Source organism: Arthrobacter sp. MSA 4-2 (genome assembly GCF_016405885.1).
Lineage (GTDB): Bacteria > Actinomycetota > Actinomycetes > Actinomycetales > Micrococcaceae > Arthrobacter_D.
In genome coordinates this window covers 1-14,762 of the sequence record NZ_JAEKGC010000002.1, presented here as the reverse complement: position 1 = coordinate 14,762, position 14,762 = coordinate 1, and the positions used below count along the sequence as shown (strand labels likewise).

Genomic DNA, 14,762 nt, shown 5'->3' with positions numbered 1-14,762 from the left:
GAGCACCCTTCGGTTTCGGTTCTGCTGCTTCTATGGTGCCACGCGCTGTTCCGGCCCGCTCAACAATCGGGTGAGGAAGTCTTCGGCGGTGGCGGATTCCTGAAAAAGCCTCTCGGTGAGCTGCGCGGTGCCGCGCAGCGGCTCCCGTGTCTGCACCCGTTGGAGCCGGTTTTGCGAGGGAACTTCGAAGATGATCGAGTCCCAGCTGGCCCCGACCACCTCCGCGGGGAAGTTGGCGATGCACTTGCCCCGGAAGTAGGCGCGTGTGTCCCGCGGCGGCTCGGCGACCGCACGCTCCACCTGCGCCGGGGTGACCAGCAGCTCGACCTGCCCGCGCTGGGCCAGCCGGTGGTAAATCCCCTTGCTGGGCCGCAGGTCGGCGTACTGGAGGTCGACCAGGGCGAGCCGGTGATTGTCCCAGCCGACCGAGTCGCGGTCGCGGTAGGCCTGCAGGATCTTCAGCTTCGCGACCCAGTCGATGGAGGCCGCGGCGTCCATCGGGTCGCGCCGGAGCACCTCGATCAGCGTCCCCCACCGGTCCAGCACGTCCTGGGTCTGTGCGTCGGCGCCGCCGGCGCAGGCCGCGGCGGCGGCGCCGTGGTACATCTCCTGGAGATCCAGCGCCGTGACCTGGCGGCCGTCGGCGAGCCGCACCGTGCTTTGCAGCGACGGGTCGTGGCTGATGTCCTGGAGGGCGTGGACGGGCTCGGCGAGTTCGGGCACCGGGCACAGATCCCGTTCGATGAGGGAGAGCACCAGGGAGGTGGTGCCCAGCTTCAGGTAGTTCGACACCTCGTTGAGGTTCGCGTCGCCGATGATCACATGGAGCCGCCGGTACTTCTCCGCCACCGCGTGGGGTTCGTCGCGGGTGTTGATGATGGGCCGGCGCACCGTGGTCTCCAGCCCGATCTCGTTCTCGAAGAAGTCGGCCCGCTGGCTGACCTGGAAGCCGGGCCGCTGGTGGGTGGCGCCGATGCCGACCCGGCCCGCCCCGCACAGCACCTGCCGGGAGACGAAGAAGGGGATCAGCGCGGCGGCCAGATTCCCAAAGGGGACGCTGCGGGGCACGAGGTAGTTCTCGTGGGACCCGTAGGAGACGCCCTTGTTGTCGGTGTTGTTCTTATACAGATGGACGGGTGAGAAGCCCGGGGTGCCCGCGATGCGCTCCATGGCCGCCAGTGCCACCCGGTCCCCTGCCCGGTCCCACAGGACGGCGTCGAGGGGGTTGGTCACCTCCGGGCTCGAGTATTCGGGGTGCGCATGGTCCACGTAGAGGCGTGCGCCGTTGTTGAGCACCAGGTTCATCAGCACCGCGGTGTCCTGCGGGTCGGCGCCCTCGGCCAGCGCCACCTGCTCGGCCGTGAGCACTGGCGGCTCGTCCGTCAGCTGCGAAGGGTGGGCCGACCCCCGGTCAACGAGCCATCCCCTCGCGTCGGTCAGGGGCGCTTCGTCGGTGTAGTCCCACCGCGTACCGGCCAGGTTGCCCAGGCCCTCGCGCAGCGTCGCGGCGTAGGCGTTGACCACCTGGGAGGAGAGCATCGTGGGGTTCGCCGCGGGCAGTCCCGGGGCGATGATGCCGTATTCGGTTTCCGTACCCATGACCCGGTGCACCGACACCTCTCCCGTGGAGTCCGGCCCGACGGGGGCCATCCGGTCCACTCCTCCGGTTGGGATCATAGATACTGGCCGGTGTTTGCCGCCGTCTCGATGGCCTTGCCCGGTTCCTGCCCGGCCTTGCCCTGGACGATGGTGCGGATGTAGGTGATCCGCTCCCCTTTCTTGCCGGAGATCCTTGCCCAGTCGTCGGGGTTGGTGGTGTTGGGCATGTCCTCGTGCTCGCGGAACTCGTCGACGACCGCACGCATGAAGTGCTCGATGCGCAGGCCCTTGCTTCCCTCGAGCAGCAGGTCCTTGATCGCGTACTTCTTGGCCCGGTCGACGACGTTCTGGATGACCGCCCCGGAGTTAAAGTCCTTGAAGTACAGCATCTCGGTATCGCCGTTGGCGTAGGTCACCTCGAGGTACTCGTTCGACTTCTCGGTCGAGTACATCTTCTCGACGGTGCGCCGGATCATCTCCTGCACGGTGACCGCCACGTTCCCGCCGTGTTCGGCCAGGTCGTCGGCGTGCAGCGGCAGGTCCTCGGTGATGTACTTCGCGAAGATCTCGGCCGCCCCCTCGGCGTCAGGGCGGTGGATCTTGATCTTCACATCGAGCCGGCCCGGCCGCAGGATCGCCGGATCGATCATGTCCTCGCGGTTCGAGGCACCGATCACGATGACGTTCTCAAGCTTCTCCACGCCGTCGATCTCGCTGAGCAGCTGCGGGACGATGGTGGTCTCGACGTCGGAGGACACTCCGGTGCCGCGGGTGCGGAACAGGGAATCCATCTCGTCGAAGAACACCACGACGGGGCTGCCGTCCGAGGCCTTTTCGCGCGCGCGGGCGAAGATCAGCCGGATATGGCGCTCGGTCTCCCCCACATACTTGTCGAGCAGCTCGGGGCCCTTGATGTTGAGGAAGTAGCTGCGGACCTGCTCAATGCCGGCGCGTTCGGCGGCGCGGGTGGCAAGCGAACTGGCCACCGCCTTGGCGATCAGGGTCTTGCCGCAGCCGGGAGGCCCGTACAGCAGGATCCCCTTGGGTGGCTTCAGCCCGTGCTCGCGGTAGAGGTCGGGGTGGAGGAAGGGCAGCTCGACGGCGTCGCGGATCTGCTCGATCTGCGGCCCAAGCCCGCCGATGTCCTCGTAGCCGATGTCCGGGACCTCCTCGAGCACGAGGTTCTCCACCTCGCTGCGGGCCACCTTCTCCAGCCCGTACCCCGACTTCGTGTCGACGGCCAGGGCGTCGCCGACGCGGATGCGCTGGGACTGCAGCGGCCCGCTGAGCCGGATGACCCGCTCGTCGTCGGTCCGCCCCACGACGAGCGCGCGGTCCTTGCCGAGCAGCTCCTTCACCGTCACGATCTCCCCGGCCCGCTCGTAGCCGAGGGCGGCCACAATGGTCAGTGACTCGTTGAGGAGCACCTCCTGGCCCGGGGAGAGCTGGCGGACGTTGATCAGCGGGCTCACCGTCACCCGCAGCTTCCGGCCGGACTGCAGAATGTCCGCAGTGTCCTGCACCGTGGCCTGGGTGGTGGTCCCCGGTTCGGCGGGCTGCTGGACGTTCACCTGGATCACGGTGGCGAAGCTGAAGGGCGCTGCGCCCTCCTTTTCGAGGGCCGCCTTCAGCCTCACGATCTCGGTCCGCGCCGCCTCGAGGGCTCCGACGAGCCGGGCATTGTTCTGCGTGGCCGTCGCGAGCTGCCTGTCGATGTACCGAAGCTTGTCCCGCAGCACATTCAGCTGCCGCTGGACCACCGAGTTCTCCGCAGCTGCGGCGGAGTGGTGCTGGCCGGTCCGGTCGGGTTGGGAAGCGTAGTCTTCAGAGTCCGACATATCGTGTCGCCACCTTCACTCGGCATTGAACTATAGTTCGACCATAGCGCAGGACCGGCGGCAAATGCCCGCATCGTTGCCTAATTGTGGCGGGCGCACGAACCCCCTATAGGCCGGACCCGGCGCCCGTGCCGGCGTCCTTTTCCGTGTCCATTTCTGCTTCCTTTTCGGCGTCGCGGCGGGCCTGGGCCTCCTCCGGCGGGAGCGCCCCGCGCTGGATGGTGGAGGAGGCGTCCCGGGCCACCCGGCGCAGCCTCTTGTCGGAAACCTCCCGCTCCCCTACCGCCTGCGGGGTCCAGGCGTTAAGGTCCTCGTCGCTGAAGTCGGTCTTGGACGGCCGCCGCTTCTGGACCAGGCCCGTGGCGCCGTCGGCCAGGCGCCGGGCAGTGAGCAGGAAGCCGGTGTGCGCCACCATGCGGTGGTCGGGGCGCACGGCGAGGCCCTCGAGGTGCCAGCCGCGCACCATCGACTCCCAGGCCTCCGGCTCCGTGAACCGTCCGTCCGCGCGGATGGCCTCCGCGGTGCGGGAGAGCTGGGTGACCGTGGCGACGTAGTTGATCCAGACGCCGCCGGGGGCCAGCACGGTCGCGACCGCGTCGAGGCATTCCCAGGGCGCCAGCATGTCGAGGACCACCCGGTCGACGCTTCCGGGCTCCTCCTCGACGAGCACCTGCTCCTGGAAGTCGCCCAGCGAGACGCGCCAGGCGGGGTGCGGTCCGCCGAAGATCGTCTCCACGTTGCCCTTGGCGATTTCGGCGAACTCCGGCCGGCGCTCGAAGGAGTGAAGGTACCCTGCGTCCCCGACGGCACGCAGCAGCGAGATGGACAGCGCGCCGGAACCAACGCCCGCCTCGACCACGCGCGCACCCGGGAAAATATCGCCCATGGTGACGATCTGCGCGGCGTCTTTGGGGTAGACCACCGCGGCACCGCGGGGCATGGAGAGCACGAAGTCCGAAAGCAGCGGCCGGAGCGTCTGGTACAGCTGGCCGGTGGTGTTGGGCAGGACCGTGCCCTCGGGCTGGCCGATGATGGTGTCGTGCAGCAGAAACCCCTTGTGCGTGTGGAACGCCCCGCCGGGGGTGAGGGTGACCGTGTTCATCCGGCCCTTCTCGTCGGTCAGCTGCACCCTTTCGCCCGGCCGGAAGGGGCCCCGTCGGCTCGCTGCGCCGTGGGGCGCGTTTTCGGCAGGGCTGGGGGCGGGGTTGTTCATTCAGAAAGTCCTTTGGTCAATGTCAGGCGGGGTCGGTGTCGGGCGGTGTCGATGTGAGGCGGGGTCGATGTGAGGCTGAGCCTGTGTCAGGCGGAGCCGGGCGTGCGTTTGCCGGTGAGCGCGTCGATGACGGCCAGCCGGTGGAGGACCCCGGTCACGGTGCCCTGTGCATTGGTGACGGGGAATTCGAAGCCGTCCGAGGAATCAAGGAGCTTCAGGAGCTCCGTCCCGGAGGCGGTCTCGTCAATTCCGGCCGTCGAGGCGAGGGGACGGACCGAGGTGCTGGCCCGGGTGGTGCCGGCCGCCTCCTCGGGAACATCGGCCAGGGCGCCGAAGTCGACGACGAACTCCGGCCGTCCCTCGGCATCCAGGAGCACCGCGGCCAGGTCGGGCCGGCCGGCAGCCAGTCGGCGGAGCTCGCTCACCGTGCTCGCGGACGGGAGACCGACGGCGGGCTGCTTGAGCATGCCCGCGGTGAGACCGGGGATCCGCAGCCGGATGTGGGCCGTCCGGATGGCCTCGCCGGCCCCGGCCCACATGAAGGTGGCGACGAGGACACTGATGATGACGAGGGTGAACTGGGGTGCGCGGCCGGAGAGCAGCGGGACACCGAGCACCAGGCCGACGAACAGCAGCACAATGATCCGGCCGGTCCAGCCGGCGGCGATGGTGCCCCGATCCTGACTCCCGGTGGCCTTCCAGACGGCGGACTCCACGATCCGGCCGCCGTCAAGGGGCAGCCCGGGCAGGACGTTGAAGACGGCGAGGATCAGGTTTGCCCAGAAGAGGGTGTTGGCCAACAGGTCCACCACGGTGCCCTGCCCGGAGACAAGGATGATGCCCCAGCTCACCAGGGCCAGGAGGAAGTTCGAGGCCGGCCCGGCCAGCGCGACGGCCAGCGAGCGGCCCGGGGAGGAGCTGAAGTGCTCGAACTGGGTGTGCCCGCCCCACAGGTTGAGGACGATCCGCCGGGTGGGCCAGCCGAACGCCCGTGCCGAGAGGGCGTGGGCGAATTCGTGGATCAGCACCGACAGGGCAAGGAGCAGGGCATAGCCAAGGGCGACGACGTAGGCGCCGATGCCGATGCCGGGGAAGTTCGCCTCGACCCTCGGCCCGAAGAAGACCGCGATGATCACCGTGACCAGGAACCAGGGCCAGGTCAGGATGACCGGAATGCCGGCGATCCGGCCCAGCGAGACCCCGAGGCGGCGCTCTTTCGGCCCGGCGCCGGGTGCGGCGGCCGGTCCGCTCATCGTCCGCGCGCGGCCGTGTCGCGCACCACGCCGTTCAGGTCCTCAAGGGTCCTGCCTTCGAGGGTGGTCCAGTCGGTCCGGGCGGGGTCCTTGGGCAGCGGGACGAAGTGGGGGACGGCGAGGGTCACGACGCCGGCGGCAAGCGCCGAGGTGACACCGGGGAGGGAGTCCTCGATGGCGACCACCCGGGCCTCGGAGAGGCCGGGACGGTCCTGGGCCAGCCGCTCGAAGGCGGTTCGGTAGGCCTCGGGGTCGGGCTTTCCATGCTCGACCATGTCCCCGGTGACGAGGAACTCGAAGGTTCCCTCGGGAAGCTGGGCGGCGATCACGGTGGCGAGGAGGCGTTCGGACATGGTGACCAGAGCGCACGGGATGCCGTTGGAACGGAGCTCCTCGAGGAGCTCGCGGGCGCCAGGGCGCCAGGGAACCTCAACCCGGACCTTCTCGACGACCCGGGAGATGAGGTGGTCGATGATCTCCCGCTCGGTCAGCCCGACCCCGGCCTCCTGCAGGAGGCGGGCGGAGAAGGACAGCGCCTGGCCGACCAGGGCGCTGGCCTGGCCGTCGGACCAGGTTCCGCCGTGATCCTTCACCAGCTGGGTTTCGGCTTCGATCCAGTAGGACTCGGTATCGACAATCGTGCCATCCATGTCCCACAGGACGGCCTGGACTCCATCGCCCGGCGAGACGGCCCCGGCCGGGTTTGAGGTGGACGGAGTCTGGAGAGCGCGGGTTGCCATGGTCCAAGTCTACGGTGGCCCGGCCCGGCGTCCGCCCGCCTCCGCTGTGCGCGAAGCGCCTTCCGCGGTGACTGACAGGTTCGCGGGGGGAGGTTTAGGGTGAAGAAGTGAACACCTTCGACGAGAGCCAGCCACGCGGCGTCCGCGACCTCTTCCAGGATGCCTCGGATCCGACCCGGCGGGTGACCATCATGCTCGCCGCCTTTGAGGGCTGGAACGACGCCGGTGAGGCGGCCAGTGACGCGCTCCGGTTCGTTGGCAGGTATCTCGGCAGCGAGAAGATTTCAACGATCGACGCCGATGAGTTCTACGACTTCCAGTTCACCCGCCCGCTGATCAAGCGCAATGCCGCGGGACAGCGGCGGATCAAGTGGCCGACGACGAAGATCAGCCGGGCGTCGGTCCCGAACTCGAACATCGACCTGATCCTTGTGCACGGCGTCGAGCCGTCCTATAAGTGGCGGGCCTACACCGCCGAGCTCGTCGCCTCGGCGAAGGAGCTCAAGGTCGACTGCATCGTCCTGGTCGGGGCGCTGCTGGCCGACGTGCCGCATTCGCGGCCCATCCCGGTGACAGTGACCTCCGATGATGACCTGGTCCGCGAGAGCCTCGACGTTGAGCCCTCGACCTACGAGGGGCCGATCGGGATCGTCGGCGTGCTCGCGGAGGTGGGACTCCTTGCGGACATCCCCACCCTGTCGCTGTGGGCGGCCGTGCCCCATTACGTGGGGCAGTCCCCTTCGCCGAAGGCGCAGCTGGCCCTGCTGAACCGGCTTGAGGAGCTGCTGCAGGTGAGCCTTGAGACGCAGCTGCTCAGCGAGGAGTCCGAGGCGTGGGAGCGCGGAGTGGACGAGCTGGCCACCGAGGACCCTGAGGTGGCCGCCTATGTGCGCCAGCTTGAGGAAGCCAAGGATACCGTCGACCTGCCCGAGGCAAGCGGCGAGTCGATCGCCCGCGAGTTCGAGCGCTACCTCAAGAAGCGCCGGCGCGAGCAGTAGTTCACCGGATCAGGTACGGGCCCGTCGGGGCAGGCAATCCTCCCCCGCCTGATGCAGGCCTCCCTCAGAGGCGGATGCCGAGCAGCGCGTCCAGCGCGGCCGTGACCTGCGCGGCGCCGGCGGGAGTGCCTTCGGCGGTGGTCAGGGCCTTTTCGGCCCAGCGGTCGACGGCGGCAACCGCGGCGGGGGCGTCCAGGTCATGGGCCAAGGCCGCCCGGATCTCCGCCGTCAGGGCGGCGGCCGACTCCTCATCCGCCTGCGGCAGGGCGGCCCGCCAGGACTCGAGCTGCGCCGTGGCCCGGGCGAGCACGCCGGAGGTCCAGGACCAGTCGCTGCGGTAGTGGTGGTTGAGGATGCTCAGCCGGATCGCCGCCGGGTCCACCCCCTCCCGGCGGAGGGCGGAGACGAGCACGAGGTTTCCCTTGGACTTGCTCATCTTCTCCCCCTCGAGGCCCACCATCCCGGCGTGGGCGTAGTGCCGGGCCAGGGGTGCGCCGCTCCCGGCCCAGGCGTGGCCGGCACTCATTTCATGGTGGGGGAAGACCAGGTCGCTGCCGCCGCCCTGCACCGTAAGCGGCGCAGGCAGGAAACGCTGGGCGATGACCGAACACTCGATGTGCCAGCCCGGGCGTCCGTCGCCGAGGGATCCGCCCTCCCAGTGCGGCTCACCCTCGCGGGCGACCCGCCACAGCAGGGGGTCGAGCCGGTGTTTCTTCCCGGGGCGTTCGGGATCTCCCCCGCGCTCGGCGAAGAGTTCGGTCATCTCGTCCTCGGAAAGGTGCGACACCAGGCCAAGGGCCCAGCGCGAAGGGTTCTCCGGATCGAGGGCGGAGGCGGCTTCGACCGAGAAGTACACATCGCCGTCAGGGGCCCCGTCGGTGCCCGGCACACGGTAGGCCAGGCCCTCCTCCAGCAGGGACTCGATCACGGGGACGATCCATTCGATCGACTCGACGGCGCCGACGTAGTGATCGGGGGCGAGGACGTTCAGCGCCTCCATGTCGGTGCGGAAAAGCTGGATCTGGTCCGCGGCGAGCTGCTGCCAGTCCACGCCGGTGGCGGTGGCCCGCTCCAGGAGCGGATCGTCGACGTCGGTGACGTTCTGGACGTAGTTCACGCGCGCGCCGGTATCCCGCCAGACCCGGTTCAGCAGGTCGAAGGCGACGTAGGTCGAGGCGTGCCCGAGGTGGGTCGCGTCATACGGGGTGATGCCGCAGACGTACAGGCTCGGATTCTCCTCGGGGGCGAGTTCGATGACGCGGCCCTCGGCCGTGTCGTACAGTTCGACGCCGGACTGCCGGCCGGGAAGGGTTGGGACAGGGCTGGAGTTCCACGCAATCACACCTTCTACCATACGGTCTTGGCGGAGCCGTTCCGGCCGGACCCGGGCCCCGCAGGGTTAGGCGCTGATCACATTGAAGCCGAGCAGGATGAACAGGAGCATGCCCAGCAGGATGCGGTACCAGACGAAGACGCCGTAGGTGCGGGTCGAGACGTATTTCAGGAACCAGCCGATGATTGCGAACCCGACAAGGAACGCGATGACGGTCGCCAGGGCCGTCTCTCCGGCGTCGTAGGGACCCCAGTCCCCCAGGCTGCTGCCGAGCTGGTACAGGCCGCTGCCGAAGACCGCCGGAATCGCGAGCAGGAAGGAATACTGGGCGGCGGCTTCGCGGGAGTAACCCATCAGCAGGCCGGCAGTGATGGTGCCGCCCGAGCGGGACACGCCGGGGATGAGTGCCAGCGCCTGCGCGAAGCCGAACAGCACCCCGTGGGGGACGGTCAGCTGGTCCAGCCTGCGGGTGTGCTTTCCGACGGCGTCGGCCACCGCGAGGAACACCCCGAAGACGACCAGCATGGTCGCGACGAGCCACATGCTGCGCAGCGTGCTTTCGATCTGGTCCTGGAACAGCAGTCCCAGGACCGCGATGGGCACGCTGCCTACAATGACGAGCCATCCCATCCGGGCATCGGGGTCCTGCCTGCTGACCCGGCCGCGGAGAGAACCGAACCAGGCGCGGACGATCCGGACGATATCGCCCCAGAAGAAGACAACGACAGCCGTTTCGGTGCCGAGCTGGGTGATGGCGGTGAAGGCCGCCCCCGGGTCCTGGGCGTTGGGAAGGAGTTCGCCGACGATGCGCAGGTGGGCGCTCGAGGAGATGGGAAGGAACTCCGTCAGTCCCTGAACAAGGCCCAGGATGGCAGCTTCGAACCAATTCACATGTTAAGACCCTAAGGCACCATTCGACCCCGAGGCTTTAGGCTGGGCCTATGCAACGGCGAAACGTGGGGACGAGCGGCCTTGCCGTGTCGGTATTGGGGCTCGGCACGATGTCCTGGGGTCAGGATGTCGACGACGAGGCGGCGCGCGAGCAGCTGCGGATTTTCGCCGACGCCGGTGGCACCCTGGTGGAGACCGCCGGAGGCTACGGGGCAGGGCGCGCCGAGGCGATGCTTGGCAGCTTTTTCGGTGACACCGTGGCGCGCTCCGAGCTGGTGCTGGCGGTCCAGGCCGGCGCCGTGCGCGCGGGGGCGCACCGCGCCGATGTCTCCCGCCGGGGACTCCTCGACTCGCTCGACGCGTCGCTGTCCCGCCTCGGCACCGACCACGTGGACCTGTGGCTCGCGCCAGCGCCGGATCCGCTGGTCCCCCTCGCTGAAACTCTCAGTGCGCTCGAGGCGGCCTACTCCTCCGGCCGGGCCCGGTACGTCGGCGTGTCGAACCATGCCGGCTGGGAGTTCGCGCGTGCCGCGGCCACGGCCGGGATTCCGCTGATCGCCAACGAGATTGAATACTCCCTGCTCAACCGGGGAGCCGAACGCGGCGCCGTGCCCGCCGCGGCCGCCATGGGCGCCGGAGTGCTGGCCTGGGCTCCGCTGGGCCGCGGGGTGTTGACTGGCAAGTACAGGGTGGCCACCCCCGCCGATTCCCGCCGGGCGTCCGACGTGTGGGCGCCGTACGTCGAGAGCTATCTCGAGGGAAGGCCGCTGCGGGTTGTGGACGCACTCTGCACGGCCGCGCGTGGCCTCGACCTGCAGCCACACGACCTCGCCCTGCGGTGGCTGCTGGGCCGCCCGACCGTTGCCGCCGCCGTCGTGGGTGCCAGGACCCCCCAGCAGCTCAAGGAACTCCTAGGGACAACCGTCGAACCAATCGCCGGCCAGATCGCCGAGGCCCTTGACGAGGTCTCAGCGCCGCTGGTCTAGGGGATTCCCCGCTCTGACTGATCCCGGGGACGCATCCTGCGGGCGCAGCCTGCCGTGCCGGGCGGACTAGTCCCGTCAGGATCAGTCCCCGGCTATGTCAGTGACAGGCAGGTCACTCGCGGGTGGCGTTGACGTCGTCCGTCTCGACGTCGACGTCAGCGTCGTCATCGACTTCGTCGAGGTCGTCGTCCTCAAGATCGGCGTCCTCGTCGGACTCCTCGTAGATCTCCAGCGGGGTCACCTCGCCGTGAGCGTCGTAGAGGGCTTCCTCATAGGCCTCAAAGGCATCTGCGATGGCGAGATAGGCGGCTTCAACCGCTGGGTCATCGTCCATCCTGCGCGAAGCGGATGCCGCAAGGTGCTCTTCGAGAGCGGTGACAAGGGCCTGGAGCGCGACACGCGGATCTATGCTCATGAGTTAGACGTTATCGGTAAAGTGGTCGAAATTGGAGGAATATGAGAGAGCAATTTCTGAACTCAACCGCCGTCCGTAAACGGGATTTCGGCCGCCAATACGAGTACCTCGTGCTCACCGTCAACGCCGGGGAACCACTGGGCGCGGCACGGAAGGTCCTCACCGAACACGCCGAGTACGGCAAGTGGGAACTCGAGCGCAGCTGCATCTACCTCGGCGGCAGCCGGCGCTACTGGCTGCGCCGAAAAGTCCTGCGGGTGGAGCGCACCGCCTAGCTCTCCAGCGGGCCCAGCCACGCGCTGGCCACCGTGTTGTGCGCGGCATCCTCGTTTGAGGGATGAAACTGCCCGGCGAGGGCGTCCCGGTGCAGCCGCGCAATCTCGCTCGATGCCGCATAGCCTGACCCGCCGGAGACCTGCAGCCCCGTCTCGGTGAGGCGGCGCGCGGCGTCGACGGCCGCTGTCTTCAACCCGACAAGCTTCGCGAACCAAAACGGGCCGTGGTCGGTCCCCGCGTCCAGGTCGGCCGTCACGGCCCTCAGCTGCGCATCCAGCGCGTCCACCCGCATCGCCCCGGCAGCGATGCGGTGGCGCATCACCGGGTCCTGGGCCGCGCTGATGCCCCGCACCCGGGAGGTGCGCCGGTGCACGGCCTCCACCGACAGCTCAAGGGCCCGGTCGGCTATGCCGGCGTAAACGGCGGAGATCAGGCTCTCGAAGGCGGCAAAGACCGCGAAGATGAACGGATCGGCGTTCGGACCCACCGGAAGCCTGCGGAAAATGGCGGAGGAAGGCACCCGCACCCCCTCGAGCCGGGTGGTGTTGGACTGGCTGGCGCGCATGCCGAGGGGGTTCCAGTCCTCGATGATGGAGACGCCCGGGGTGTCCCGCGGAACAAAGGCGTGGACGAGTTCACCCTCTCCGTCGGCCCCGGCCCCGGCCTCCTTGCCGAACACTCCGAGGCGCGTCCATGCCGGCGAGAGGCTCGTGAAGATCTTGGTGCCCGTGAACGTCAGCGATCCGTCCGGGCCCGGCTCCGCGGCGGTCGTGGAGTCGAAGAGGACCGCGTCGTTGCCCGGTTCCGAAATGCCGAAGGCGAATATCTCCCCCGAGGCGGCCTCGGAGAGGATGAAGCCGAGCGAGTCGTCCCCGCGGTCCCTCAGGAGCGCGGCAATTGCCGTCCAGACCAGGTGCATATTGATCCCAAGGGCCGTCGCCGGCGCGGCGGCGGCCAGCCGCCGCTGGGCGGCGGCCGCCTGCCGCATTCCCGCACTCGATCCGCCGTCGTCGACGGCGCAGAACAGCCGGAGGTACCCGGCCGCCTTGAGATCTGCCAGGTCCTCGGTGAAAAAGGTGTTCTCGGCGTCGTACCGTGGGGCACGCTCCCGGAAACGTTCGAGGAGGCCGTCGGTCAGCAGGTCGGCGGGTTCCACGGCGGCCCTAGTAGGCGCTCAGGAGGCGGGTGAGCACCCGGGTGCCGAAGCGCAGCGAGTCGGCCGGTACACGCTCGTCGACACCGTGGAACATGCCCGTGAAGTCCAGCTCGTCCGGCAGCTGCAGTGGCGCGAAGCCATACCCGGTGATGCCCAGGCGGCTCAGTGACTTGTTGTCGGTGCCGCCCGAAAGGGTGTAGGGCAGGACCTTCGCCCCGGGGTCCTCCCCGTGGAGGGCATCGATCATCGAATCAACGAGGTTGCCCGAGAACGGCACCTCGAGGGCCACATCCTGGTGCGCGTAGGAGACCTCGACACCGGCACCGGCGAGTTCGCGGACGATCTCCAGCACCTTTTCCTGCTGCCCGGGAAGGGTACGCACGTCGATGAGGGCCTCGGCGGTGCCCGGGATGACATTGTGCTTGTAGCCGCTCTTCAGCATTGTGGGGTTCGCGGTGTTCTGCAGCGTCGCCCCGACGAAGCGCGCCACCGTGCCGAGCTCGGCCAGCAGCAGCTCGGGATTGTCCGGGTCGAATTCGACTCCGGTGAGTTCGGTGACGCCGTCGAGGAACTGCCGGGTGGTGGGCGTCAGTTCGATCGGCCAGGTGTACTCCCCGATCCGGGTGACGGCCCGCGCCAGCCGGGTCACGGCGTTGTCGGTGTTGATCTGGGAGCCGTGGCCGGCCCTACCGTGGGCGAGCAGACGCAGCCAGGAAATGCCCTTCTCGGCTGTCTGCAGGAGGTAGGTGCGCTGCCCGCCGATGGTGGCAGAGAATCCGCCGACCTCCGAGATGGCCTCGGTGGCACCTTCGAAGACGCCGGGCTTGTTGTCCACGAGCCAGGACGCGCCGTAGTTGCCGCCGGCTTCCTCATCGGCGAAGAAGCCAAAGATGAGGTCCCGCCGCGGCCGGGTCCCGCTCCGCTGCAGATGGCGCAGCACCGAGAGGATCATCGCGTCCATGTCCTTCATGTCGACGGCTCCGCGGCCCCAGATGAGCCCGTCGCGTTCCTCGCCGCTGAAGGGGTCGACGCTCCAGTCCTCCTTCTGCGCCGGCACGACGTCGAGGTGGCCGTGAACCACAAGGGCCGGCAGGGAGGAATCGGTCCCCTCCATGCGGGCGATGACCGACGCGCGCCCTGGGGCGGCTTCGAAGATTTCCGTCGCCAGCCCGACCTCTTCGATCAGCCCGGCCGTGTATTCGGCGGCTGCCCTCTCCCCCGGGCCGGCGTTGTCGCCGAAGTTTGAGGTGTCGATCCGGATGAGCTCCTGGCAGATGCGTACAACTTCGTCTTCGGGCGTGATCGCCATCGCTGGGTCCTCCTCGGGTGCGGTTGGTCCCAGCCTACCGAGGTGCCCGGTGTGCTGGTCCAACCTGCGCCGAGCCGCTGCACCGGGTCGCCGCCCTGCCGTGCTCAAAACCCCCGGAGAACCAGGCCCGAGCGGGCCCACCGCTCGCCCGATTCAACTTCTGGGCCGATGTCGTGTTAGAGTTTTTTTCGCCGCTTTCGAAGGTTTTCAACCGGAAAAAGCCCACCCGCGCGGGTGGCGGAATGGCAGACGCGCTAGCTTGAGGTGCTAGTCCTCTTATTGAGGGTGGGGGTTCAAGTCCCCCTCCGCGCACAGCGAAGGCTCCGGTCAGAGACATCTGACCGGGGCCTTTTTTGTTGCTGTTCTCCCGGGCGATTTTTTTGGGTTGTGGTGGATCTCCAATCGCCGGGTGTTCCCTTCCCCGCCGGACACATTCGACCCTAACGGCCCTCCCCTGGCCGGTCGTTTCTTCCCCCACCGCCAGACACCTTCAAGCTTTGGAACGCCACGGCGGTGTATTCCGACCGATGGGAGGTTTGCTCCACCTGACGCGAGGTATGTCTCACCTCATAGGAGGCGTGATCCAGCTGATGGCGGGTCTCGTGGGGTGGGTAGGCTCCGCATCGATCTGGCTCCCATCGATCAGTATCTGGCGCACGAGGCGCAACGTTTACCGCTAGCCGGGGACGGGTTCGGGCAGGGTGCGGTAGGTGCGTCCGGCCGGGGAGGTGGCGGTGATGATGCCGGGTGCGGGT

General features: G+C 68.4%; 13 protein-coding genes and 1 tRNA gene. 4 read left to right on the top strand and 10 right to left on the bottom strand.

Going from position 1 to position 14,762, the window contains the following annotated elements; genetic code table 11:
- Positions 1 to 30 precede the first annotated feature (30 nt).
- The 5 genes from dop to I6N91_RS01805 all read right to left on the bottom strand — a co-directional run bounded on the left by dop (position 31) and on the right by I6N91_RS01805 (position 6,643).
- Positions 31 to 1,650, bottom strand: a complete 1,620-nt coding sequence (gene dop / locus I6N91_RS01825) for a depupylase/deamidase Dop (protein WP_233091359.1) — start codon at positions 1,648 to 1,650, stop codon at positions 31 to 33.
- A gap of 23 nt (positions 1,651 to 1,673) precedes the next feature.
- Positions 1,674 to 3,437: a proteasome ATPase gene (gene arc / locus I6N91_RS01820; protein ID WP_198810232.1), complete on the bottom strand. Its 1,764-nt coding sequence runs from the start codon at positions 3,435 to 3,437 to the stop codon at positions 1,674 to 1,676.
- Between the two features lie 106 nt (positions 3,438 to 3,543).
- Positions 3,544 to 4,650: a tRNA (adenine-N1)-methyltransferase gene (locus I6N91_RS01815; protein ID WP_198810231.1), complete on the bottom strand. Its 1,107-nt coding sequence runs from the start codon at positions 4,648 to 4,650 to the stop codon at positions 3,544 to 3,546.
- Positions 4,651 to 4,736: 86 nt separating this feature from the next.
- Positions 4,737 to 5,903 (bottom strand): site-2 protease family protein, encoded by a 1,167-nt coding sequence (locus I6N91_RS01810; protein ID WP_198810230.1) that lies wholly within the window; start codon positions 5,901 to 5,903, stop codon positions 4,737 to 4,739.
- Positions 5,900 to 6,643, bottom strand: a complete 744-nt coding sequence (locus I6N91_RS01805; RefSeq protein ID WP_198810229.1) for an HAD family phosphatase — start codon at positions 6,641 to 6,643, stop codon at positions 5,900 to 5,902. Before I6N91_RS01805 ends, I6N91_RS01810 begins: the two co-directional genes overlap by 4 nt.
- A 107-nt stretch (positions 6,644 to 6,750) precedes the next feature.
- On the opposite strand from I6N91_RS01805, the gene I6N91_RS01800 reads away from it, so the two are divergent.
- Entirely contained in the window at positions 6,751 to 7,641 is an 891-nt protein-coding gene (locus tag I6N91_RS01800) for a PAC2 family protein (RefSeq protein WP_198810228.1), read from the top strand.
- 64 nt (positions 7,642 to 7,705) lie between these two features.
- Here the strand turns inward: I6N91_RS01800 and mshC are convergent, their stop codons facing one another.
- Together mshC and I6N91_RS01790 are read right to left on the bottom strand one after the other, a co-directional pair.
- Positions 7,706 to 8,983: a cysteine--1-D-myo-inosityl 2-amino-2-deoxy-alpha-D-glucopyranoside ligase gene (gene mshC, locus I6N91_RS01795; RefSeq protein WP_198810227.1), complete on the bottom strand. Its 1,278-nt coding sequence runs from the start codon at positions 8,981 to 8,983 to the stop codon at positions 7,706 to 7,708.
- A gap of 57 nt (positions 8,984 to 9,040) precedes the next feature.
- Positions 9,041 to 9,865, bottom strand: a complete 825-nt coding sequence (locus tag I6N91_RS01790) for an undecaprenyl-diphosphate phosphatase (RefSeq protein WP_198810226.1) — start codon at positions 9,863 to 9,865, stop codon at positions 9,041 to 9,043.
- A 50-nt stretch (positions 9,866 to 9,915) separates the two neighbouring features.
- Here I6N91_RS01790 and I6N91_RS01785 point away from each other — a divergent pair, with 50 nt between their 5' ends.
- A complete protein-coding gene (locus tag I6N91_RS01785; RefSeq protein WP_198810225.1) occupies positions 9,916 to 10,851 on the top strand; it encodes an aldo/keto reductase in 936 nt (311 codons plus the stop codon).
- A 112-nt stretch (positions 10,852 to 10,963) separates the two neighbouring features.
- Here I6N91_RS01785 and I6N91_RS01780 read toward each other — a convergent pair whose 3' ends face one another.
- Positions 10,964 to 11,266, bottom strand: coding sequence for a hypothetical protein (locus I6N91_RS01780; RefSeq protein ID WP_198810224.1), 303 nt, complete (start codon positions 11,264 to 11,266; stop codon positions 10,964 to 10,966).
- 41 nt (positions 11,267 to 11,307) lie between these two features.
- Here I6N91_RS01780 and I6N91_RS01775 point away from each other — a divergent pair, with 41 nt between their 5' ends.
- Positions 11,308 to 11,541 (top strand): DUF5703 family protein, encoded by a 234-nt coding sequence (locus tag I6N91_RS01775; protein ID WP_198810223.1) that lies wholly within the window; start codon positions 11,308 to 11,310, stop codon positions 11,539 to 11,541.
- Here I6N91_RS01775 and I6N91_RS01770 read toward each other — a convergent pair.
- Positions 11,538 to 12,698, bottom strand: a complete 1,161-nt coding sequence (locus I6N91_RS01770; RefSeq protein WP_198810222.1) for an acyl-CoA dehydrogenase family protein — start codon at positions 12,696 to 12,698, stop codon at positions 11,538 to 11,540. The genes I6N91_RS01775 and I6N91_RS01770 overlap by 4 nt on opposite strands.
- Before the next feature lie 7 nt (positions 12,699 to 12,705).
- On the bottom strand, positions 12,706 to 14,007 hold the full coding sequence (locus I6N91_RS01765; protein ID WP_198810221.1) for a M20/M25/M40 family metallo-hydrolase: 1,302 nt from the start codon (positions 14,005 to 14,007) through the stop codon (positions 12,706 to 12,708).
- Between the two features lie 228 nt (positions 14,008 to 14,235).
- On the opposite strand from I6N91_RS01765, the gene I6N91_RS01760 reads away from it, so the two are divergent.
- Positions 14,236 to 14,319, top strand: a tRNA-Leu gene (locus I6N91_RS01760).
- Positions 14,320 to 14,762 lie beyond the last annotated feature (443 nt).

Excerpts from the sequence above, each read along its gene's own strand:
- dop (WP_233091359.1), bottom strand. The coding sequence starts at position 1,650 with ATGGCCCCCGTCGGGCCGGACTCCACGGGAGAGGTGTCGGTGCACCGG.
- arc (WP_198810232.1), bottom strand. The coding sequence starts at position 3,437 with ATGTCGGACTCTGAAGACTACGCTTCCCAACCCGACCGGACCGGCCAG.
- I6N91_RS01815 (WP_198810231.1), bottom strand. The coding sequence starts at position 4,650 with ATGAACAACCCCGCCCCCAGCCCTGCCGAAAACGCGCCCCACGGCGCA.
- I6N91_RS01810 (WP_198810230.1), bottom strand. The coding sequence starts at position 5,903 with ATGAGCGGACCGGCCGCCGCACCCGGCGCCGGGCCGAAAGAGCGCCGC.
- I6N91_RS01805 (WP_198810229.1), bottom strand. The coding sequence starts at position 6,643 with ATGGCAACCCGCGCTCTCCAGACTCCGTCCACCTCAAACCCGGCCGGG.
- I6N91_RS01785 (WP_198810225.1), top strand. The coding sequence starts at position 9,916 with ATGCAACGGCGAAACGTGGGGACGAGCGGCCTTGCCGTGTCGGTATTG.
- I6N91_RS01780 (WP_198810224.1), bottom strand. The coding sequence starts at position 11,266 with ATGAGCATAGATCCGCGTGTCGCGCTCCAGGCCCTTGTCACCGCTCTC.
- I6N91_RS01775 (WP_198810223.1), top strand. The coding sequence starts at position 11,308 with ATGAGAGAGCAATTTCTGAACTCAACCGCCGTCCGTAAACGGGATTTC.
- I6N91_RS01765 (WP_198810221.1), bottom strand. The coding sequence starts at position 14,007 with ATGGCGATCACGCCCGAAGACGAAGTTGTACGCATCTGCCAGGAGCTC.